The sequence below is a fragment of the Streptomyces sp. NPDC054872 genome (assembly GCF_053610705.1).
Genome location: NZ_JBSGYY010000001.1, coordinates 370,798 through 391,225 on the forward strand (window position 1 = coordinate 370,798; position 20,428 = coordinate 391,225).

A 20,428-nucleotide genomic window follows, 5' to 3' on the forward strand; every position below is an offset into this window, starting at 1 on the left:
ACCCCGCACGTGATCCAGGACGGTCCCGATGAAGGACGCAGTGCCCATCGAAATGCCCGCCTTGTCCGCCTACTCGGTCCCCGCGGACGCCCCGGAGGCGGACGGCACCTTCGCCTGGGAGAGCACCACCATCGTGATCGTCGAGATCACGGCGGGCGACGCGACGGGCACGGGCTGGACCTACGCCCCGGCGTCCACCGTCGCCCTGCTGGCCGAGCAGCTCGCCCCGGCGGTCACGGGCCTCGACGCGCTCGACATCCCCGCGGCGCACACGGCGATGACGAAGGCGGTGCGCAACACCGGCCGCCCCGGTGCCGCGTCGTGCGCCGTCTCGGCGGTCGACATCGCCCTGTGGGACCTGAAGGCGCGCCTCCTGGAGATCCCCCTCGTACGCCTTCTGGGCGCCGCCCGCGACGAGGTTCCCGTCTACGGGAGCGGGGGCTTCACCACGTACCACGACACGCATCTGGCGGCCCAGCTGAACGGCTGGGTGCACGGCCAGCGCATACCCCGCGTCAAGATCAAGGTCGGCGAGGACTGGGGCCGGGCGGCGGCCCGCGACGTGCTGCGGGTGCGCACCGCGCGCGATGTCATCGGCTCGCAGGCCGAGTTGTACGTCGACGCGAGCGGCGGCTACACCCGCAAGCAGGCGATCCGGGTGGGCCGGGTGCTTGCCGAGCACGGTGTGGGCTGGTTCGAGGAGCCGGTCCCTTCGGAGGATCTGCGGGGCCTCGCGCTGGTGCGGGACGCGCTGGTCTGCGACGTGGCGGCAGGCGCGTACGGCTACGACCTCCCGTACTTCGCGCGGATGATCCCCTCCGTGGACTGCCTCCAGCTGGACGCGACGCGCTGCGGCGGTCTGACCGAGTGGCTGCGCGCGGCGGCCCTCGCGCAGGCGCACGGGATCGAGGTGTCGGCCCGCGGCGCGCCGCACGCGCATGCCGCGGTCGCCGCGTGCGTGCCGAATCTCCGGCACATCGAGTGGTTTCACGATCACGTGCGGATCGAGTCGATGTTCTTCGACGGCGCCCTCGACCCGACGGGCGGCGTCGTCCGCCCCGACGGCGGCGTGGGCCACGGCCTGGAGCTGCGGCGCACGGAGGAGGTCGAGGAATACCGGGTCGCGTAGCGGCGCCCCCGCCTGCCACGCTCGGCTCATGCGAGAGCGAAAGACGGAGGCCCTGCTCATCGGGGGCCGCTCCGGGGCGGGCAAGTCCTCGGTCGGCCGGGAGGTCGCCGCGCGGCTGCGGGCGGCGGACGTGGGGCACGCGTACATCGAGGGCGACGTACTGGACGCGGTCCATCCGGCGCCGCCGGGCGACCCGCACCGCTCCGGGATCACCGAGCGGAATCTGGCCGCGCTCTGGGCGAACTACACGGACCTCGGCTGCCGTCGTCTGATCTACACGAACACGGCGAGCGTCCTCGGGAGCGAGGAGCGGCTGTTCACCCGCGCCCTGCGCGGCCCGCGCCTCATCCGCGTGCTCCTCACGGCATCGGACGCCACCGTCGAGGAGCGGCTGACCGCGCGCGAACGGGGCTCGGAGCTCCAACGGCAGTTGCGCCGCAGCGCGTTCATGGCCCGGTGGCTCGACGACCACGCGGCCGAGGGCACCCACCGCGTGGCGACGGACGGGCGGCGGGTCGAGGACATCGCGGCCGATGTGGTGGCCGCCACGGGGTGGGATCCCCGGAAGTCCGCCGAAACGATCTCGGATGCCGGCCGGGCCAACTAGGCTCGCCCGTATGGAGATCCTGGGAGCCACGCTGCGTATCTGCGTCGAGGACCTGGAGTCCTCGGTCGCCTTCTACGAACGCCTCGCGGGCGGCACCGCGCAGCGTTTCGAGCGGGAGGGCGTGTCGGTCGCGGCGGTGGGCTGCTTTCTGTTGATGAGCGGGCCCGAGCGTGAGCTGGAGATCCTCAGGAAGGTCTCGGCGACGATCGCCGTACCGGACGTCGACGAGGCGTACGCCGTCCTGAACGCGTCGGGCGCCCGTGTCATCGCGGGCCCCGTCCCGACGCCGGTGGGCCGCAACCTCATCGCTGTGCACCCGGACGGCACGGTGTTCGAGTACGCGGACCGGCGCCCCGCGTCCTGAACCGCGCCCGCGCGGCCCTCCCCGTATCCTCCACGGCAGGCAGGCCGAACGGAGGACGGTGCACGTGGCGGGCAGTACGGCGGACGGTACGGAACGGATCTCGCTGAGCGCTCAGGCGCGCGAGGCCGTCCGGCAGCGCATCGTGGACCGCCGCTACCCGCTGGGCTCGCGTCTGGTGGAGCGTGAGGTCGCCGAGGAGCTGCGGATGTCGCGGGTCCCGGTGCGGGAGGCGCTGCGCGCGCTGGTCGCCGAGGGCCTCCTCGAACTCCTGCCGCACAGCGGGGTACGGGTGCGCCGTCTGGAACGCTCCGATGTGCGGCATCTGTACGAGGTGTGGGAGCCGCTCGCCGTCCAGGCCTCCCGGCTCGCGGCGCGCCGGGTGACAGGGAGCGCGCCGGAGGAGCCGCCGGGTCTCGCCGCGCTGCGGGCCACCCTGCGGCAGGCCGAGCAGGCGTCGGACGTGGACGACGGGCCTCGCGAGGTCGCCGCGCACACGGCTTTCCACGAGGGCATCGTGGCCCTCTCCGGAAATCCCCTCCTGGCCCGCACGATGGAGCAGCTGAGCTGGCAGCTCCAGCTCCTGTTCGGCATGCGCGCGGAGCCGGACCACATGCGGGCCCAGCATGACCTGATCTACCGGACGATCGCGTCGGGCGACGAGGAGACGGCCGCGGCGAGCACGCTGCTGCATGTGCGGGACAGCCGGTCGGTGGCGCTGCGGTCGCTCTTCGAAGAGAGCGTGGAGAGCGACTCCTAGGTTTCTTGTATACCAACACGTGCAGGGCAACACTCCCACACGTAGCACTCGGCACATACCTGCGCATTTCTTTACGCTCCCTTGCGGGCCACTCCGGCTTGGTATACAAACTGCGGACGCGTTCCCTCCGCAACCCGCCCTGGAGCAGCCCCATGTGCGTCGAGTCCATCCCTCCGCCCTCCTCCCGGCTCACCCGGCGCGGCGTCCTCGCGGGTGCGGCGGCGCTCGCCGGGACCACGGCAGCGCTGACCGCCGCCGCGCCCCGGGCCGGCGCGAGCTCCGCCGCCCCCGGCAGCCGGCGGACCGGCGGTGATCTGGTCGTCGACGGCGGCACCCTCCTGGACCCCGCGACCGGCGAGGTCACCGAGGACGCGGTGGTCGTCATCGTGGACGGTGTCGTGCGCGCGGCGGGCAGGCGCGGACGGACGGAGGTGCCCGAGAACGCCGAGGTGCTCGACGCGCACGGGCGCTGGATCCTGCCGGGTCTCGTCGACGCGCACATCCACCTCAACACCGCGGCCGAGGCACGTGACGCGGTGCTGCTCGGGGCGACGAGCGCGCGCAGCGGCTCGACCAACTTCTTCCAGGACATCGCCGTACGGGAACTGGCCCGCCAGGCCCCGCGGCAGGCGCCCCGCCTCCGCGCCGCCGGTGTCTTCGTCACGCCCGACCTGGGCGACACGATCCTCGCCGACCCGGAGCTGACCCCGCTGGCCAAACTGCGTGACGGCGTGCGCTCGCCCGAGGCGCTGCGCCGCGTCGTCGAGGTCAACCTCGCCCGTGGCGCCGACGTCATCAAGACCCGGGTCAACGAGCGGGCCGGGCTGCCCGAGCAGGACCCGCTGGCCCAGGTGTACGACCGCGAGCAGCTGTCCGCCGTGGTCGCGGCGGCCCGGCGCGGCGGCAAGGGCGTGCTCTGCCACAGCTACAGCGAGAAGGGCTGCCACGACGCCGTCATGGCGGGTATCCGCTCGCTGGAGCACGGCGCGTTCGTCGGCGAGCGCACGCTGCACGAGATGCGGCGCAGGGGCACGTACTTCACGCCGACCCTCACCGCGATCGCCGGTCTCGCGGAGTCCTCGGACCCGGTGCTCGCGGAGCGCGGCCGTCAGTACCTGCCGGTCCTGAAGCGGGCCGTGCTCGCCGCGCACGAGCTGGGGGTGCCGCTGGCCGCGGGCACGGACTCCTCCGGCGGGAAGATCAAGCCCATCGGCCGCGAGGTGGAGCTGATGCGGGCGGCGGGGCTCTCCGCGCTCGACGCGATCCGTACGGCCACCACCGGCGCCGCCCAGCTGCTCGGCGTGGACCGCACGGCGGGCCGCCTCGCGCGTGGCTTCGCCGGTGACGTCCTCCTCGTGGACGGCGACCCGCTGGCCGACGTGACGGTCCTCAAGAAGCCCGTACGCGTGGTGCGTTCGGGCATCGCGCTCTGAACACCCCCGAGTCCCCGGTCACTCCCCGCGCACCACACCTCTTGAAGGAGACCCCATGACGCCTCTCTCCCGCCGCGGCGTACTCACCGGAGCCGCCGCCCTCGCGGGCACCGGAGCCGCCCTTTCGGCCGCCGCACCGGCCGTCGCCGCACCTCACGGCGACAAGCGACGCTCCAGGGCCGTGGTGTTCCGCGATGTCCGTCCCTTCGGCGCGAAGACCCCCGTGGACCTCACGGTCGTCGACGGCCGCATCACGGAAGGCCGGGCGCCCAAGGGTGCCAAGGTGATCGACGGCGGCGGCCGGGTCGCCCTGCCCTCGCTCGTGGACGCCCACATCCACCCGGACAAGACGACGTGGGGCGGCGACTGGGTCACGCGGAAGCCCGCGAGCGGCATCGCCGACTACTGCGCCCAGGACGTGGAGCTGTTCAAGAGCCAGGCCCGGCCGGTCGGCGAGCGCGCCCACGGCCTGATGGCGCACGCCGTGACCCGTGGCACCCGCGCGATGCGCGCGCACGTGGACGTGGCGCCCGCCTACGATCTGGCCGGTGTCGAGGGGGTGAACGCGGCCCGCGAGCGGCTGCGGGACGCCCTGGACGTGCAGATCGTGGCGTTCCCGCAGCACGGCGTGATCCGGACGCCCGGCACGGCGGAGCTCCTGGAGGAAGCGGCCCGTTCCGGCGCCGTCGACCTGGTCGGCGGCATCGACCCGATCAGCTTCGACGACGCGATGGACGAACAGCTCGACCTGGTCTTCGGCCTCGCGGACCGCCACGGCGTCGGTGTGGACATCCACCTCCATGACCGCGACGAGAAGGGCACGAAGGTCCTGCGGGCCATCATCGAGCGCACCCGCGCGCTGTCTCTGCGCGGCAAGGTCACGGTCAGCCACGTCTTCTGCCTGCCCCACCTGTCCGACACCGACCTGGGCAAGATGGCGGCCGACCTGGGCGAGCAGGACATCTCCCTGACGACGGTCGCGCCGAACGAATCGCTCGTCCTGCCGATCGCGAGGCTGCGCGAGCACGGGGTGCGGGTCGGGCTCGGCTCGGACGGGGTGCGCGACGCGTGGAGCCCGTTCGGCAACGCCGACATGCTGCACCGTGCGCACATCCTCGGCTGGGTCACCGACGTCCGTCTCGACGACGAACTCGCCGACTGCTACGACGTGGGCGCGCACGGCGGCGCGGACGTGATGGGCCTCGACCGCGCCGACCTCGAGCCCGGCTCCCCCGCCGACTTCATCCTCGTGCGCGGGGAGTGCCTCCCGCAGGTCCTGGTGGACATGCCGCAGCGGGACATGGTGGTGCACGGCGGTCAGGTCGTGGCCAGGAACGGCGAGTTGACCTGACCACGGGCCTCACGTCTCCGGGGCCTTACTCCTGAGAGGCTGCCCGCATCCGGTAGTCGTACCGAGCGGGCAGCTCCTCGTCGCTCACCGCGCGCCAGAGCTCACCGAGCACTTCGGCGCCCTCGCGCAGGTCGGCCACCTCGAAGCCCTCGTCGAATATCGCCCGGGCCGCGGCCTTCTCCCCCTCCGCCAGGAGCAGTTGGACCTCGACGAGGCGGAAGCGGCCCTCCGCCCGCGTGGCGGGTGGCAGCCGGTCCCACACTCCGCGGGCCGTCTCCTGTCGTCCGACCGCGAGCAGGACCTCCATCGCCTCCCTGCCGAGGGCGGCGCTCGCGGACGTCCACAGGACACCGTCGTCGCGCCGTTCCTGGCACAGGTCGTCGAAGGCTTCCGCGTACCGGTCGGCGGCGCGCTCGAGGTGTCCCGCGTCCTGGTCGGCGACCGCGAGGCAGCGCAGCAACGGCCAGCGCGAGGGGGCGAGTTCGAGGCCTCGCTCCCAGCTGCGCACCGCCTGCGCCAGGTCGCCCGCGTGCCACTGCGCCACACCCAGGTGGTACTCGGCGGCCGGCCGCGCCGGCGCCGTCTCCAGCATGTCCCGCCAGTGCGGGGCGACCAGGGTCGGGCCGGGCGGCGCGACACGGCGCGGTTCGGGGACGGCGCCGGAGTGCAACAGCTCCAGCCACGGCTCCTGTTCGGGGCCGAGCGTGGACTCGGCGAACGGCGTGCCCGGCAGCTTGTGCCCCGCGCGCAGGACTTCGAGCGCGCCCCACCCGGAGCCGGTGGCGAGCACCTCGCCCGGCTCGCTGTCGGCGCACGGCCGCCACGCGTCGTACGCCTCCTCCACCGCGCCGCGCGGCAGCACGTCCGCGAGCCGCGCCTGGGTCTCCTCGCGCGCGGCCCGCCAGTCGGGGCCGTGCGCGAGGCCCGGGTCCGCCGACAGCGGTCCGTACGACTCGAGCCAGCTGAACTCGCTCTCGGCGTCCAGGCGTACGTGCTCCAGCTGGGTCCGTGCGAGGCCGGCCTGGATCTCCGCGTACCCTCCGGTGCCGGGCTCCGTCAGCCACTCCTGCCAGCGCCGCCCGCCCGCGCCCGAGCCCCACACGAAGAGTTTGCGGCCGCGCAGCAGGTCGGTCGACGTCTGGACGAGGCCGTGCCCGTCGTCGTCGAGCGCGGCGATCCAGCGTCGAGCGCGGTCCGGTACGTCGTAGAAGTAGTCGGCGGCGTACTCGCTGCGCGGCGGGTAGGTGCGGTCAACGCCGTCGGTCTGCGGCACCGGCACCTTGCGCAGCGCGCCCGTGTACCCGAAGTGCCAGGCCTCGTCGGCCGGGGCGAGGACCCGGCGCTCCTCGGGCACCGCGATGTTGGACCACCAGTAGACCGGCACCGCCTTCTCGTGCGGGTTGCGGATCCGCACGCCGACGTGGAGGAAGTCGGACCCCTCGGGCAGCCACAGGTCGACCTGGAACGGCACGTCGCGCAGTCGCTCCCACTCCCAGAGCCGCAGCATCTCTCCGCCGTCGGGCGCCGTCACGCGGGCGGCGTGCAGGGGCGCGCAGGACAGCGTCGTATGGCCGGTGGCGCCGATGTTCCACTCGATGCCGCCGGAGAACCAGGCGCCGTTCAGCGCGAAGGCGGCGGGCTGCAACACCGGGTTGCGGTAGAGGAGCTCACGTCCGGTCGGCTTGTGGAAGAGGGAGTGGACGCGGCCGCCGAAGCCCGGCAGGACGGTGGCCCGCAGCCGGTCGTTCTCGATGACCAGGGTGTCGAGGGTCGTGTCGGTCCGTTCCCGCCCGTACCCGTCGAGGACGCGCGTCGGCAGGACCCCGCGCAGCGGCTCGTACCCGAGCTGGCGCGCCATGTCGCGCGGCAGTCCCTCTCTGCCGCGCTCGTCCAGCGCGTGCACCTCACGGAGCGGCCGCAGCGGCGGCAGCGGGTTCTCGGGGCCCAGCGGGGCGGCGGGCAGCGTCAGTACGTCACGTCGCACGGTGGTCGTCACGATCACCATGGAACACGCTCGACGCCCTCCCGACCAGGGTCTCTCCCGGTCAGGATTGCGCAAAGGCGCTACTTGCGCCGACGCATGAAGTACGCCCCGCACAGCGCACCGATCAGGCCGGTCCCCAGGAGTGCCACCCACAGGGGCATGGTCACCTCGGGGATCAGGAGTCTGATCTTGGTGTGGCGGGTGTTCTCGAAGATGAAGACCAGGGTGAGGACGCCGATCGCGAGGACGGCGATCCTGCCGGGCGTCATGACGCCACGGCCGCCACCGCCGCCGCCCGAGCCGCCCTTCGAGCCGCCCGTCGAGCTGCTGGGACTCATACGTGGACCTTCCGTCGGAGCTTCGACCGGCCTCCCCCGGTGACCAGCATGGGCAGCTGGTCCGGGTTCGCGCGCGGTGAGCGCCCTTCCGGGGTGGCGGTGTGGGCCGTACGGGTGAGTCCGGGGCGGGTCGGCCCACCGCGGGCGGCCTGCGCGGGTGAGCGAGGTCTCGCGCGCGGGGAGCGGACCTCATGTCCTCATGCGAGCGCGGGCGTCTCCAGCGTCAACGTCCCCTTTTCCGCGTCCAGTTCACCTTCCAGGCCGAACGGCACGGTCAGCGCCCCGTCACAGTGCCCGAACCCGAACTCCTCGACGATCGGCACACCGAGACCGCCGAGCCGGTCGAGCAGCAGCGCCCGCACCGTGTCGTACGTCTCGCAGTCCACCCATGAGCCGAGTGCGATCCCGCGCACCCCCTCCAGCCAGCCCGCACGCAGGAGTTGGGTGAGGTAGCGGTCGAGGCGGTACGTCTCCTCGCCGATGTCCTCCAGGAAGAGCAGACCGCCGCGTGCCGACGTGCGCACCCCGGGGGCACCGACGTCCGAGGCGAGCAGGCAGAGGCAGCCGCCCAGCGTGACCCCCCTCGCGCGACCCGGCACGAGCGCGGTCCCGCCCGAGGCGATCACCTGGACCTGCTCGGGCGCGAAGAGCGTGGCCCGCAAGTGCTCCTGCGCGCGGTCGCTCTTGAGGAAGTCCATGGCCGCGACCATCGGGCCGTGCAGCGTCGCGAGGCCGAGGCGCGCGGCGAACGCCTCGTGCAGCGTGGTGATGTCGCTGTAGCCGACGAACACCTTGGGGCCCGCCGCCCGCATCGCCGCCCAGTCGAGGGACTCCACCATGCGCAGGGCTCCGTAGCCGCCGCGGGCGCAGAGCACCGCGGCGACGGACGGGTCGCACCACGCGTCCTGGAGGTCGCGGGCCCGGCCGGCGTCCGTGCCCGCGAGGTAGTCGAGGCGCGGGTGGCGGTCCAGGACGTGCGGGGCGACGACCGGTTCGAGGTCCCAGCCCCGCAGGATGTCGAGGCCCGCCTGGAGCCGCTCCTCCGGGAGGGGCCCGCTGGGCGCGACGACGGCGACCCGCGCGCCGGGGGCGAGCCGCGCGGGACGCGTCAGGGGTATCACTTCGCAAGCTCCAGAGTGGGCGCGGCGCCGGACAGCTTGAGGCGGAACACCTGGGCGTACAGGGCGAGTTCGGCCTCCAGGGCCCGGATCAGGGTGTCCGCGCGGCGGAATCCGTGCCCCTCGCCCTCGAAGGCGATGTAGGCGTGCGGCACACCGCGCCCCTCCAGTTCGGAGACGAACCGCTCGGCCTGTTCGGGCGGGCAGATCACGTCGTCAAGTCCCTGGAGCAGCAGGAAGGGCACAGTGACCCGGTCGGCGTGCTCCGCGGGGGAACGCTCCACGTACCGCGTGGGCACCTCGTCGAACGGCCCGATCATCGAGTCCAGGTACCGCGACTCGAAGTCGTGGGTGCCGCCCGCCGCCCATTCCGTGAGGTCGAGCACGGGGTAGATGATCGTGCCGCAGGCGTACACGTCCGTCGTGGTCAGCGAGGAGGCCGTGGTCCAGCCGCCCGCGCTGCCGCCGCGGATCGCGAGGCGGTCGCGGTCGGCGGTGCCCTCGTCGGCCAGGGCCAGGGCGACGGCCGCGCAGTCCTCGACGTCGACGACGCCCCACTGCTCGCGCAGCCGGTTGCGGTACGCGCGGCCGTAGCCCGTCGAGCCGCCGTAGTTGACCTCGGCGACGCCGATGCCGCGCGAGGTGAAGTAGGCGATCTCCAGGTCGAGCACGAGCGGGGAACGGCTGGTGGGCCCGCCGTGCACCCACACCACGTACGGCGGGAGTTCCTCGTCGGGGGCCACGCGGGCCGGGTGGTGCGGAGGATAGATGTGCGCGTGGATCTCGCGGCCCGCCGGACCGCTGAAGGTGCGGATGCGCGGCTCGGGGTAGTACGCGGTGTCCACCGGGTCGTCGTGCGCGGCGCCGATCACGCGGGCGCGGCCGGTGCTGGTGTCCAGCTCCACGACCTCGTACGCGCTACGGGGGCTGGCCGCCACGCCGACGGCACGGGTGCCGTTCACCGCGACGGTCGCCGCCCACTCCGTCCAGGGGCCCGCCGCGTCGACGACTTCACCGGTCTCCGGGTCGAGCACACCGAGCGCGGTGGCACCCTTGCCGTGCACGACGGCGACGAGGCCGCTGTCCAGGGGCGCGAACCAGCCGGAGCCGATCTGCCACAGGGGGCCGCCGAACTCCTCCTCGCGCGGACAGACAGGGGATCCGTCACCGCCCTCGGAGACGTCACCGCGGTAGAGGTTCCACCAGCCCGTGCGGTCGCTCGCGAACAGCAGCCGCCCGTCGGGGGCCCACTCCGCCTGCGCGATGGACTCCTCGGGGCCGCCCGCGAACACCCGCGGGGCACCGAACGTGCCGTCCGCGCGGACCTCGGCGACCAGGAGTTCCGTGCCGTCCCACGGCATCCGGGGGTGGTCCCAGGCGATCCACGCGGCGCGGGCGCCGTCCGGCGAGAGGCGGGGCCCGGTGATGAACCGGTGCCGGTCGTCGGAGAGTTCCCGGACCGCCGCGCGGTCGTCGGCCGCCGAGCCGTCGAGCGGCACGGCGACGGCGACTCTGCGCACATCGGTCGGCCCCTCCCCCGTGTACTCCTCCAGGACGCACCACACCTCGCCCCGGTCCAGGTGCACGCACGGGTCGATGTACCGCAGGCCGCCGCCCACGACGGAGAGCGGGGTCAGCGGGCTCGGCACGGCTCCGGGGGCGTCGGGCGCGTACGCGTACAGGCGCTGGTCCGCGAAGTTCGCGAACACGATCAGTGGTCCGTCCGGTCCCGCGGCCCCGGCCCACGAACGCCCCCCGTACTCGATGACCCGGCTGCGCACGTTCCACGGCTGGGGCAGCACGGACTCCTCCGTGCCGTCCGCACGCCGTCGCACCAGCGCGCGCCTGCCGCCCTCGGCGGGCCTCGGCTCGGTCCACCACGCCTCGTCCCCGACGAAGCCCACGGTGGCCGGGGAGCCGTCGTGGGCCGCGGCGAGCGCCGCGTCGATGGGCGACGGCCATGATCCGTAAGCCTGGGTCTCCATCATGTCCTTCTCTTCCCCCATGATCGGTTGTGTTCCCTAGGCCGTTCTCAGATAGCGGTCGAGTACGCGGACGCCGAAGTGCAGCGCGTCGACCGGGACGCGCTCGTCGACCCCGTGGAAGAGCGCTTGGTAGTCGAAGCCCTCCGGTGTCCTCAGCGGCGAGAAGCCGTAGCCGGTGATGCCGAGTCGCGAGAACTGCTTGGCGTCCGTGCCGCCGGACATGCAGTACGGCACGACCTGTCCCTCCGGCGCGAATTCCTCGACGGCTGCCCGCATCTTCGCGTACGTCGACGAGTGGACCGGCGCCTGCAGCGCCACCTCACGGTGGTGGAACTCCCAGTCGACGTCCACTCCGGTGAGCCGGTCAAGAGTGGCGGCGAACTCTTCCTCACCACCCGGCAGATACCGGCCGTCCACATAGGCGACGGCCTCTCCGGGAATCACGTTCACCTTGTAACCCGCTTGCAGCATCGTCGGGTTGGCGCTGCCCCGCACGGTCGGCGCGACCAGGTCGGCGGCCGGACCGAGCTTCTCCAGGAGCGCGTCCACGTCGAATCCGGGCACGTCCAGGTCGGCCTGTTCCCCGTACAGCTGGGCCAGTTCGGTCAGGGAGGCCCGGACCGTCGGCGTGAGCCGCACCGGCCAGCGGTGCTCACCGATGCGGGAGATCGCGGCCGCCAGCTTGCTCACGGCGTTGTCCGGGTTCACCTTCGAGCCGTGGCCCGCCTTGCCGCGCGCGGTCAGCTTGAGCCAGCCGGTGCCGCGCTCCCCCGCGGCGATGGGATAGAGCTGATTGCCGCGGCCGTCGTGGAAGGTGAAGGCGCCGGACTCGCTGACGCCTTCCGTGCAGCCCTCGAAGAGGGACGCGTGCTGATCGGCGAGGAACCCGGACCCGTCCTCGGCGCTGGCCTCCTCGTCGGCGGTGAACGCGATCACGATGTCGCGCCGGGGCCGTACCCCCGCGCGCGCCCAGCCGCGCACCACGGAGAGGATCATCGCGTCCATGTTCTTCATGTCGATGGCGCCGCGGCCCCAGACGACGCCGTCGCGGATCTCCCCGGAGAAGGGGTCCACGCTCCAGTCCGCGGCCTCGGCGGGGACGACGTCCAGGTGACCGTGCACGAGCAGCGCGTCGGCCGAGGGGTCCGTGCCCTCGATGCGTGCCACCACGTTCGTACGGCCCGGTGTCCGCTCGAGGAGCTTGGGTTCGAGCCCGGCTCCGGCCAGGCACTCGGCCGCGTACTCGGCGGCGGGCCGCTCCCGGCAGTCGCCGCCGCCCCTGTTCGTGGTGTCGATGCGGATGAGTTCGGAGGTGAACCGGACGACCTCGTCGAGCGCCTGCCCGTCGACGTGTCCGGTGCTCCGATGCCCCGGCTGCTCCTCAGCCATACTGCTCCTCCACGGCGGCCGATGCGATCGTCGTGACCGCCTTGAACGTACGAATGCCCTCGTACATGGTCTCGCTGGTGTAGGCGACCTTCCGCTCGCCGGTACGCCGTACGCCGGGCACCACGGTGGACGCCATGGACAGGTGCTCGGCGTCGAATTCGAGCTCCACGGTGAACGGGCCGCCCTGTACCGGTTCGTGCCGCACGGCGAGCGGGGCCGCCTCCTTCGCCGCGGCGCGGATCTCGGAGGCGGTCCGCCGCGGGGTGCGGCAGACCGCCGCGTACCGCGACACGTGGTCCTTGACGGCGACCTTCAGCGCGCCGGGCGCGTAGCCGAGGGCGTCCTCACACGCCAGGTCGTCGCCGGTGACGAGGACGACGGGGACCCCGTACTCGGCGACGACGTGGGAGTTGAGCAGCCCCTCGCTGGCCCGGTCGCCGTTGACCCACACGCCGGTGATCGAGTTGGCGAGGTAGGTGTGCGCGAGCACGCCCTCCATGCCGGCGCCCGCGTGGTAGCCGATGAAGGCGATGCCGTCCACGTCGTCGTGCTGGACGCCCTCGACCATGGAGAGGGACTTGTGCCGCCCGGTGAGCATTTCGGCCCGCTCGTCGAGGTCCTCCAGGAGCAGATTGCGCATGGTCCAGTGTGCTTCGTTGATGAGCACCTCGTCGGCGCCCCCGTCGAAGAAGCCGAGCACGGCGGCGTTGACGTCCGAGGTGAACATCGAACGGCACCGCTCCCACTGCGGCGTACCGGGCAGCACGTCGGCCGGCCACGTGACACCTGTGGCCCCCTCCATGTCTGCGCTGATCAGGATCTTCATGCGGCCTCACGCTACGCGTTCGCCAACTCCTGGACCAGGTGCGTCGGTGACCGCGTCGCGTGCCGGTTGCCAGAGTGTGCTGCGCAGATCCGATCCGCGGACCAGCTGGATCCGCCAGGGCTCGATGCGGATGACGTGGTACTCGGGGTCCTGCGGGCCGCCGCGCCAGTAGTGGACCGGGTCGTACCCCACGCCGGGCGGGCCGCCCCGGGTGTAGAGCTCCCAGGCGTGGCGTCTGGATGCCTCGTCCTGCGCCCAGGCGGAGAGGGCGTCGACGTGGACGGTGTTCTGTCGGGGGTTCCAGTAGGAGTACGTGGTGTGCGGGTTGTCGGCCAGATGGGCGGCCTTGACGGGTGTCCTGTACGCGGCGAGCCAGCCGACGGGGCGGCCGTCGACGATCTCCCAGACGGGCACCAGGACGCGGGCCCTGGGGCGGCTCTTCCGGTCGACGGTGATCATCGTGGCGTACTTGATGTCGCGTACGTACGAGAAGAACGTGTCCCGCACTTCGGAGAAGTCGCTGACTTTGGTGGTGGGCATGGTTGAGGCTCCTTGCTGGGCGGGGTGGCGTATCAGTGGGCGGCGGGGATCTCGGGGGTGCGGTCGTCCGCCGGCGCGCCGGAGGCCTCCACCGTGCCCGGCCGCGAGCGGAGCCCGAAGGCGCTGATCAGCGCGGCGAGCAGGGCCGCGGCCAGCGGGACCCAGAGGGCGGCGCGGTAGCCGTCGAGGAGTGCGGCGGGTGAACTCGACGTGGTGGCCCAGACGTTGACGGCGGATGCCGTGGAGAGGCCGAGCGCGGCACCGAACTGGAAGGCGGTGTAGAGCAGCCCGCCGGCCAGGCCCTGCTCCTCCTCCTTGACGCCCTCGGTGGCGACGATGGTGAGCGGGCCGTAGGTGAGGGCGAAGGCGAGGCCGAGGATGATCAGGCTCGGGAACATCGCCGCGTACGTCCAGTCGGCGCCGACCGGCAGGAACAGGGCGTAGGAGAGCGCGGCGAGCAGCAGTCCGCCGAAGATGACCCGGGCGTTGCCGAAGCGCTCGACCAGCTTGGGGGTGAGGGTGGGCGAGAGCACCGCGTCGGCACCGATGACGAGCATCGCGAGGCTGGTCTGGAGCGTGGACCAGTCCCGCAGCTCCTGGAGGTAGAGGACGACCAGGAACTGGAATCCGAAGAAGCCGCCCGCGAAGAAGAGTCCCGCGAGGTTGGCGCGGACCAGAGGGCCGCTGCGGAGGATGCCCAGGCGGACGAGCGGGGAGGGCGAGCGGCGCTCGACGGCGACGAACACGGCGAGGAGGACAAGGCCCGCGCCGAGGGTGCCGATCGTGGCGGCGGCGCTCGCGTGGGAGGCGCGCTCGACGCCCAGGACGAGCAGCACGATCGCGGTGGTGACGGTGAGGGCGCCCGCCAGGTCGACGCTCTGCCCGGTGCGGTCGGGCCGCGGGGACTTGGGGACGTAGGCGAGAGCGGCGGCCAGGATCAGCGCGGAGAGCACGACGGGCACGAAGAAGACCCAGCGCCAGCCGAACGTGGTGAGCAGACCACCGACGACCAGGCCGATCGAGAAGCCGCCCGCCGCGGTGCCGGAGTAGATGAGCAGCGCCTTGTTGCGGCGCGGGCCCTCCTCGAAGCCGGTGGTGATGATGGAGAGGCCCGCGGGGGTCATGAAGGCCGCGGCGACGCCGGTGACGAAGCGGGCGACGATCAGCGTCCAGCCCTCGGTGGCGAATCCGCCGAGCCCGGAGAAGACCAGGAAGACGGAGAGCCAGAAGACGAACATCTGACGGCGTCCGAAGAGGTCGGCGGCGCGGCCGCCGAGCAGCATGAAGCCTCCGTATCCGAGGACGTAGGCGCTCATGACCCACTGGAGGGAACCGGTGGACAGGCCGAGGTCGGCGCGGATGGACGGCATCGCCACGTTGAGCATGGCCACGTCGATGCCTTCGAGGAAGATCGCACCGCACAGGACGAGCAGGACGCCCCACTCGCGGGGCTTGAAGGTGACCGGAGGGGCGCTCGGCGCCCCGGCTGATGAGGGTGACTGCGTACGCGAACTCATGTCGGTTCTCCGCCAGTTGTACGGTGACACCGGGGATTTCCCGGCTCACTCACCCTCGATCAGGGCGTAGGCACGGAACAACGGCGAAGATCGCAACGTTCGTTCAACCAGGCTTACCGATCCGAGCTGCCTGGGGGGACGTCGATGGAACGCGATGAACTGGAGTGCTTTCTGCTCCTTGCCGAGGAGCTGCATTTCGGCAGGACGGCCGAGCGCATGCGGCTGTCCCGGGCCCGGGTGAGCCAGCTGATCCAGCGCACCGAACGCCGCGTCGGGGCCCCGCTGTTCGTCCGCACGAGCCGCCGTGTCGGCCTCACCGCGCTCGGCCGCCAGCTCCGCGCCGACCTGGAACCGCACCACCGGGCCATCGACGCCGCCGTCGAACGGGCCGCGGCCACCGCGCGCGGCATCGACGGCGTGCTGCACGTCGGTTTCGCCAATCCGCTGGCGGGAGAGATCGTGCTGCGGGCGACGGAGGTGCTGCGCGTCAGCCATCCGGGGCTCGCGGTGGAGATCTGCGAGGTGCCGCTCGGTGATCCCTACGGGCAGTTGCGCAAGGGCGAGTTCGACGTGCAGCTCACGGAGCTGCCGGTGCGCGAGGATGACCTGGGGGGCGGTCCTGAGCTGCTCGCGGAGGAGCGCGTGCTCGCGATCGCCTCGTCGCATCCGCTGGCCGTACGGGACTCGGTGTCGCTCGACGATCTGGCCGACGTGCCGCTCCTGCCGATCGAGGGCGAGGTGCCCGACTACTGGCTGGAGCACCACGTCCCGTCGCACACCCCGTCCGGCAGGCCGATCGGCCGCGGACCCGCGGTGACCAACATGCAGGAGGCGCTGACGCTGGTCGCCGGCGGCAGGGGCGCGTTCCTCGCCCCCGCGCACACGGGGACGTACTTCGCCCGGCCCGGCGTCGCGTACGTGCCCTTCACCGACGCCGAGCCGGTCGGTTACGGCCTGGTGTGGCGGGCCGGGCACGGCACGGGGGCGGTCGCGACCTTCGCGCGGACCGCACGCGAGGTGGCCCACGAGGTGGCGCTGGGAGATCCCCGGAGCGTGGTGCCGGGGGGCGTCAGCGTGGCGGGCTGACGGAGGCGGGGCCTGGGCCGGGGGCCAGGTGCGGCGCGCCGCACGGATCGCGCCGACGGCGACCACGGCCCGGGCCGCGAGCGCCGAGGTGGCCGCTCACAGCTTGAACACCACTCCCCGCCACACCCACCCCGCGCCGAGGACCGCGTCGCGCAGGGGGTCCTTCATGTCCGCGGGGTCGAAGCGGAACGTCTCCTTCTTGTGCAGCTTGCCGTCGGCGCCGCGCTCGTAGGTCCACTGGCGGGACTTGACGGTCGTCTGGCCGCGGGAGTACTCGCGTGACGCGGCGAGGCGTGGCGTGTCCCCGACCCACGAGACCTCCCACTGCTCGTCCAGGGCCCGCACCTCATGGCTGTCCGGCACCAGGCGCATCCGGGTCTTGATGGTCCGGTCCAGCTGGGTGCGGACGAAGAAGGTGTGCCAGGCGGGTTCCAGGATCCGCCACTCCGCCACCAGGTCGGCGCCCTCGGAGGGGGTGCCGTTGCGTATGCGGTACGGCACGTCGGAGCCGTTGAGCCCGAGCAGCGCGGCCCGCACTTCATCGGCCGCACGTGGTGCGACACCACTGCTGGGGTGCTTGGTGCCGGTCAGCTTGTCGAAGAGGCCCATCGGGTCAACCTAGAGACGGTCGACGTGAACCCGCAAATGCCGGACGGGGTCCGGTGACGGGCGCGCCGCACCTGCCGCAGGTGCCTTGCCAAGCTCTATTCAACGGTCGTAGAGTTCAACACCGGACGAGTTCAACGGGTGTTGACTTTGATGTTCGTCCGCCCCCACGGCGCCCCCTACGACCAGGAGAGGCAGGGCTCGCTCGTGCAACAGATCCCCTTCCAGATGAACGACGGCGGTCTCGTCGCTCTCCTGCCGGACGGGCACGTCGAGTTCCTCGCCGCGCCTGCCCGGGAGCTGATCCTGCGTCACAACGCAGGGAACCCGGTGTCGTCGGCCGAGTTGATGAGCCATGTGCTCACCGACCCCCTGGTGGAGCTCGAGCGGTTCCATCTGTCCGCGCCCGCCATCGCGTTCGTGGAGACCACGAACCTCTGCAACCTGCGCTGCCGGCACTGCTACGCGGACTCCGCGCTCAAGCGGCCGGACGAGATCTCCACCCCGCGCATCAAGCAACTCCTGGACGACTTCGCCGAGATGGGCGTACTTCAGGTGTTCCTGACGGGGGGTGAGATCTTCTCGCACCGGGACGCCGGGGAGATCATCCGGCATGCGCGCAGCAAGCCGTTCAGCACGCAGATCTTCACCAACGGGCTGCTCGTCACCGAGGAGCGGCTCGCCGAGATCCCGGCGGGACAGTCGTTCTTCATCAGCTTCGACACCGCCGACCCGGAGCGCACCGTGCGCGGCAAGATGGACTTTCCCAAGCTGCAGCGCGCCTTCGAGATGATGCGCAAGCACGGGCATGTGTTTCGCACCGCGATCTCCGTGCACCGCAACAACATCCACGACGCCGAGGAGATCTTCGACTGGTGCGCCGAGCACGGCTACCCCCGGCCCCAGTGGCTGGAGACCCACCCGGTGGGCCGCGCCCTGCTCCACCCGAACATGCTGCTCAGGCCCGAGGACATCGATGAGGTCTTCGGCGTCTACCAGCGCTGCATGGAGCGGTACTCGTCGGACCCGGGCATGGCGCCCGGCGACGGCGCGGGCTCCGGCGGTGGTGCCGGGACCGGGCGGCGCGCGGCGGACGAGATCCGCGGCGTCGACACCATCAAGTTCTGCCAGCGCCTCGAACGCGCCGTGGGGCAGGAGAAGTGCGGCCGCTCCGTCGTCTACGTGAACAGCCGCGGCGACGTGTACCCGTGCAGCAACTGCATGTCCGGACAGCTCTACGGCGCGGGGAACATCACCGAGCGCTCGTTCAGGGACATCTGGGAGCACGGCTTCGACGAGTTCCGCGACATCCGGTTCAGCGACCACTCCGTCTGCGGCCAGTGCCCGGTGGCCCAGGAGGACATCTGGTGCCAGTTCCGCTGCCCGCCCCTCGCCCGCAACATCACCGGCGACCCGAAGGGCTGCGGCGCCACCGAGTACCTCCAGGAGTTCACCCTGCGCTCCGGCCGCTACTGGCGCGGGCGCGCCCAGCGCGACGTACGGCTGACGCTGACCCCGCGTTAGCCGCCCTAGCGCCCTTTGACCCCCGCTCCCGACGACGTGAGCGGGCCCCCGTCCACGGCGGCACCACCGAAGCCGCCCCACCGAAGGGAAAGATCATGGGAGCCGAGGAGAAGAAGGTCATCCGCATCCACCTGGAGCCGGGGCAGGAGGGCGTGACGCTGAGCGCCGTCGGCGCCGCTTCGGCCACCGCACCCTCCGAGACGCTGGTGGAGGCCACCACCGTCACCGAGGCCACGGTCATCGAGGTCGAGGTCTGAGCCCCACAGGACCCGCAATCCGGCGCACCGCCGCCCGGCACCGGCCCCGCCCCTGACGTGGGGCCGGGCCGGGACGGCCCGCCGCGCCTGCCGAGCACATCCCCTCCGGTCCATATCCCGTCACCAGAGACGAGGTCGCGACGAGCATGGAGAAGACCGCCTCAGCCAGCACCACCACCCTCCGCCCCGGCACCGGGCTCGCGCGACTGCTCCAGGAGAACCCCGCGCTGCGGATCGGCCAGGACGACTACAACATCAACGTGACCGCCAACTTCGGCGAGCAGCTGTCCGATCAGCACGTGGCCGACGCCCTGCGGCACCATCCGGGGGCCGGGCGTCCGGCGCACCTCTACTTCCATGTGCCGCTGTGCGCGTACATCTGTCACTTCTGCAACTACGTCAAGCGCAAGGTGCCCGAGGGCCCCGAGGGCGAGCAGGCGCCGCGGATCTGGACCGACATGCTCCTCGACGAGTCGGACCGCCAACTGACCCACTCCCCCTGGCTTTCCGGTGCCCGCATCGAGTCCGTGTACCTCGGCGGAGGCACCGCGTCCCTGCTCGGCACGGAGCAACTCGCCCGCCTCGTACGGCACATACGCACGCGCTACACGCTCTCCGCCGACTGCGAGATCTCCCTGGAGGGCAACCCGGACAACTTCCAGCACGACGAGCTCGCCGAGGCCTGCGCCATCGGCTTCAACCGCTTCAGCGTCGGTGTCCAGTCCCTGCAGAGCGAGGTCAACGCCTTCGCGGGACGTGGCCACGACGCCGCCATGTCACTGACCGCGGTGGAGAAACTGCGGTCCACGGGGCGGCCGTTCAACGTCGACATGATGTTCGGCCTGCCGCAGCAGAGCGTGGCCACCGTCGCCGACGGGATACGCCGCCTGGTCGACCTCGACGTGCCCACCATCACCATCTACCGCCTGCGCAACGCCGACCGCGCGAAGATGGGCATCGGCAACCGTGCCCTGTGGAACGTCGAGAGCGTCAAGGCGCGGCTGAACGACGAGCACCGCTTCCCCGCCCTCGGCGAGACGTACGAGATGCGTGAGGCCATCGTCGAGACGCTCCTGGACGGCGGATACCACCCGAGCCCCTGCGGCTGGTGGAACCGCCCCGGCGTCTACCCCGACGGAAACATCCCCCGCGTATCCCGCAACAAGTGGCAGCGGCACGACTCGATGATCGCCATCGGCCCCGGCGCGTACGGCTGGCTGACCGGGGACGGGGACGAGATCGTGCAGACCCACAACATCGCCGACATCTCCTCGTACGCCCGCCGGTTGCGGGAAGGGCCCGGGCTGCCCCTCGCCTCCGGCCGCCGTCTGGTGGGCCACGAGGCCATCGGCATGGTGCTCGGCTTCGCCTTCAAGGCGAACCAGCCGATCGACGCCGGGCGGTTCAGGAGGCGGTTCGGCGTGGAGCTGTTCCGTGACGAGCCGTTCGCCCCCGTCTTCGACGAACTGATCGAGCGCGGACTCGTGGAGCCGGTGCCGGGCACGGCGGAGAGCGTCGTTCCCACACTGGACGGCGAGGCGCTGCACGAGGAGATCATCAGTGTCTACTTCCACCAGCGCGTCGGCGGTTTCGCCGAAGCCGTCTGCCGTCGGTGAC

At 72.0% G+C, this 20,428-nt stretch carries 19 protein-coding genes; 10 read left to right on the forward strand and 9 right to left on the reverse strand.

The genetic code is table 11. The annotated features are described in order from the left end of the window. Positions 1-28 precede the first annotated feature (28 nt). The 6 genes from ACWGIH_RS01590 (at position 29) to ACWGIH_RS01615 (ending at position 5,641) form a co-directional block, all read left to right on the forward strand. Positions 29-1,129 (forward strand): enolase C-terminal domain-like protein, encoded by a 1,101-nt coding sequence (locus ACWGIH_RS01590; protein ID WP_453446004.1) that lies wholly within the window; start codon positions 29-31, stop codon positions 1,127-1,129. A 28-nt stretch (positions 1,130-1,157) separates the two neighbouring features. After that, positions 1,158-1,736: a hypothetical protein gene (locus ACWGIH_RS01595; RefSeq protein ID WP_453446002.1), complete on the forward strand. Its 579-nt coding sequence runs from the start codon at positions 1,158-1,160 to the stop codon at positions 1,734-1,736. A gap of 10 nt (positions 1,737-1,746) precedes the next feature. After that, complete coding sequence (locus ACWGIH_RS01600) at positions 1,747-2,100, forward strand: VOC family protein (protein ID WP_365816111.1); 354 nt, start codon at positions 1,747-1,749, stop codon at positions 2,098-2,100. Positions 2,101-2,164: 64 nt separating this feature from the next. Continuing rightward, positions 2,165-2,857 (forward strand): GntR family transcriptional regulator, encoded by a 693-nt coding sequence (locus ACWGIH_RS01605; RefSeq protein WP_453446000.1) that lies wholly within the window; start codon positions 2,165-2,167, stop codon positions 2,855-2,857. Positions 2,858-3,009: 152 nt separating this feature from the next. Continuing rightward, the gene (locus ACWGIH_RS01610; RefSeq protein WP_453445999.1) at positions 3,010-4,290 is read left to right on the forward strand and encodes an amidohydrolase family protein; all 1,281 of its coding nucleotides are present in this window, start codon (positions 3,010-3,012) and stop codon (positions 4,288-4,290) included. Positions 4,291-4,345: 55 nt separating this feature from the next. Continuing rightward, positions 4,346-5,641, forward strand: a complete 1,296-nt coding sequence (locus ACWGIH_RS01615; protein WP_453445997.1) for an amidohydrolase family protein — start codon at positions 4,346-4,348, stop codon at positions 5,639-5,641. Between the two features lie 25 nt (positions 5,642-5,666). On the opposite strand, the gene ACWGIH_RS01620 is transcribed toward ACWGIH_RS01615, so the two are convergent. From ACWGIH_RS01620 to ACWGIH_RS01655, 8 genes are all read right to left on the reverse strand, one after another. Continuing rightward, positions 5,667-7,646, reverse strand: coding sequence for a DUF5107 domain-containing protein (locus ACWGIH_RS01620; protein WP_453445995.1), 1,980 nt, complete (start codon positions 7,644-7,646; stop codon positions 5,667-5,669). A 59-nt stretch (positions 7,647-7,705) separates the two neighbouring features. Beyond that, the gene (locus ACWGIH_RS01625; protein ID WP_453445994.1) at positions 7,706-7,963 is read right to left on the reverse strand and encodes a DUF1049 domain-containing protein; all 258 of its coding nucleotides are present in this window, start codon (positions 7,961-7,963) and stop codon (positions 7,706-7,708) included. Positions 7,964-8,160: 197 nt separating this feature from the next. Then, complete coding sequence (locus ACWGIH_RS01630; protein WP_453445993.1) at positions 8,161-9,084, reverse strand: S66 peptidase family protein; 924 nt, start codon at positions 9,082-9,084, stop codon at positions 8,161-8,163. Continuing rightward, a complete protein-coding gene (locus ACWGIH_RS01635) occupies positions 9,081-11,066 on the reverse strand; it encodes a prolyl oligopeptidase family serine peptidase (RefSeq protein WP_453446136.1) in 1,986 nt (661 codons plus the stop codon). Before ACWGIH_RS01635 ends, ACWGIH_RS01630 begins: the two co-directional genes overlap by 4 nt. Before the next feature lie 36 nt (positions 11,067-11,102). After that, positions 11,103-12,455, reverse strand: a complete 1,353-nt coding sequence (locus tag ACWGIH_RS01640; protein ID WP_453445991.1) for a M20/M25/M40 family metallo-hydrolase — start codon at positions 12,453-12,455, stop codon at positions 11,103-11,105. Further along, entirely contained in the window at positions 12,448-13,281 is an 834-nt protein-coding gene (locus ACWGIH_RS01645; RefSeq protein ID WP_453445989.1) for a M55 family metallopeptidase, read from the reverse strand. The genes ACWGIH_RS01640 and ACWGIH_RS01645 overlap by 8 nt, the downstream gene beginning before the upstream one ends. Positions 13,282-13,287: 6 nt before the next feature. Continuing rightward, positions 13,288-13,821: a pyridoxamine 5'-phosphate oxidase family protein gene (locus ACWGIH_RS01650; RefSeq protein WP_453445987.1), complete on the reverse strand. Its 534-nt coding sequence runs from the start codon at positions 13,819-13,821 to the stop codon at positions 13,288-13,290. A gap of 32 nt (positions 13,822-13,853) precedes the next feature. Next, positions 13,854-15,338: an MFS transporter gene (locus ACWGIH_RS01655; RefSeq protein ID WP_453445986.1), complete on the reverse strand. Its 1,485-nt coding sequence runs from the start codon at positions 15,336-15,338 to the stop codon at positions 13,854-13,856. Positions 15,339-15,482: 144 nt separating this feature from the next. On the opposite strand from ACWGIH_RS01655, the gene ACWGIH_RS01660 reads away from it, so the two are divergent. After that, positions 15,483-16,424, forward strand: coding sequence for a LysR family transcriptional regulator (locus ACWGIH_RS01660; protein ID WP_453445984.1), 942 nt, complete (start codon positions 15,483-15,485; stop codon positions 16,422-16,424). Between the two features lie 96 nt (positions 16,425-16,520). Here the strand turns inward: ACWGIH_RS01660 and ACWGIH_RS01665 are convergent, their stop codons facing one another. Further along, on the reverse strand, positions 16,521-17,033 hold the full coding sequence (locus ACWGIH_RS01665) for a hypothetical protein (RefSeq protein WP_453445982.1): 513 nt from the start codon (positions 17,031-17,033) through the stop codon (positions 16,521-16,523). Positions 17,034-17,183: 150 nt separating this feature from the next. On the opposite strand from ACWGIH_RS01665, the gene ACWGIH_RS01670 reads away from it, so the two are divergent. The 3 genes from ACWGIH_RS01670 (at position 17,184) to ACWGIH_RS01680 (ending at position 20,427) form a co-directional block, all read left to right on the forward strand. Further along, a complete protein-coding gene (locus ACWGIH_RS01670; RefSeq protein WP_453445980.1) occupies positions 17,184-18,554 on the forward strand; it encodes a radical SAM/SPASM domain-containing protein in 1,371 nt (456 codons plus the stop codon). 95 nt (positions 18,555-18,649) lie between these two features. Continuing rightward, on the forward strand, positions 18,650-18,811 hold the full coding sequence (locus ACWGIH_RS01675) for a hypothetical protein (RefSeq protein ID WP_389644163.1): 162 nt from the start codon (positions 18,650-18,652) through the stop codon (positions 18,809-18,811). A gap of 146 nt (positions 18,812-18,957) precedes the next feature. Then, complete coding sequence (locus ACWGIH_RS01680) at positions 18,958-20,427, forward strand: coproporphyrinogen-III oxidase family protein (protein ID WP_453445978.1); 1,470 nt, start codon at positions 18,958-18,960, stop codon at positions 20,425-20,427. Position 20,428 lies beyond the last annotated feature (1 nt).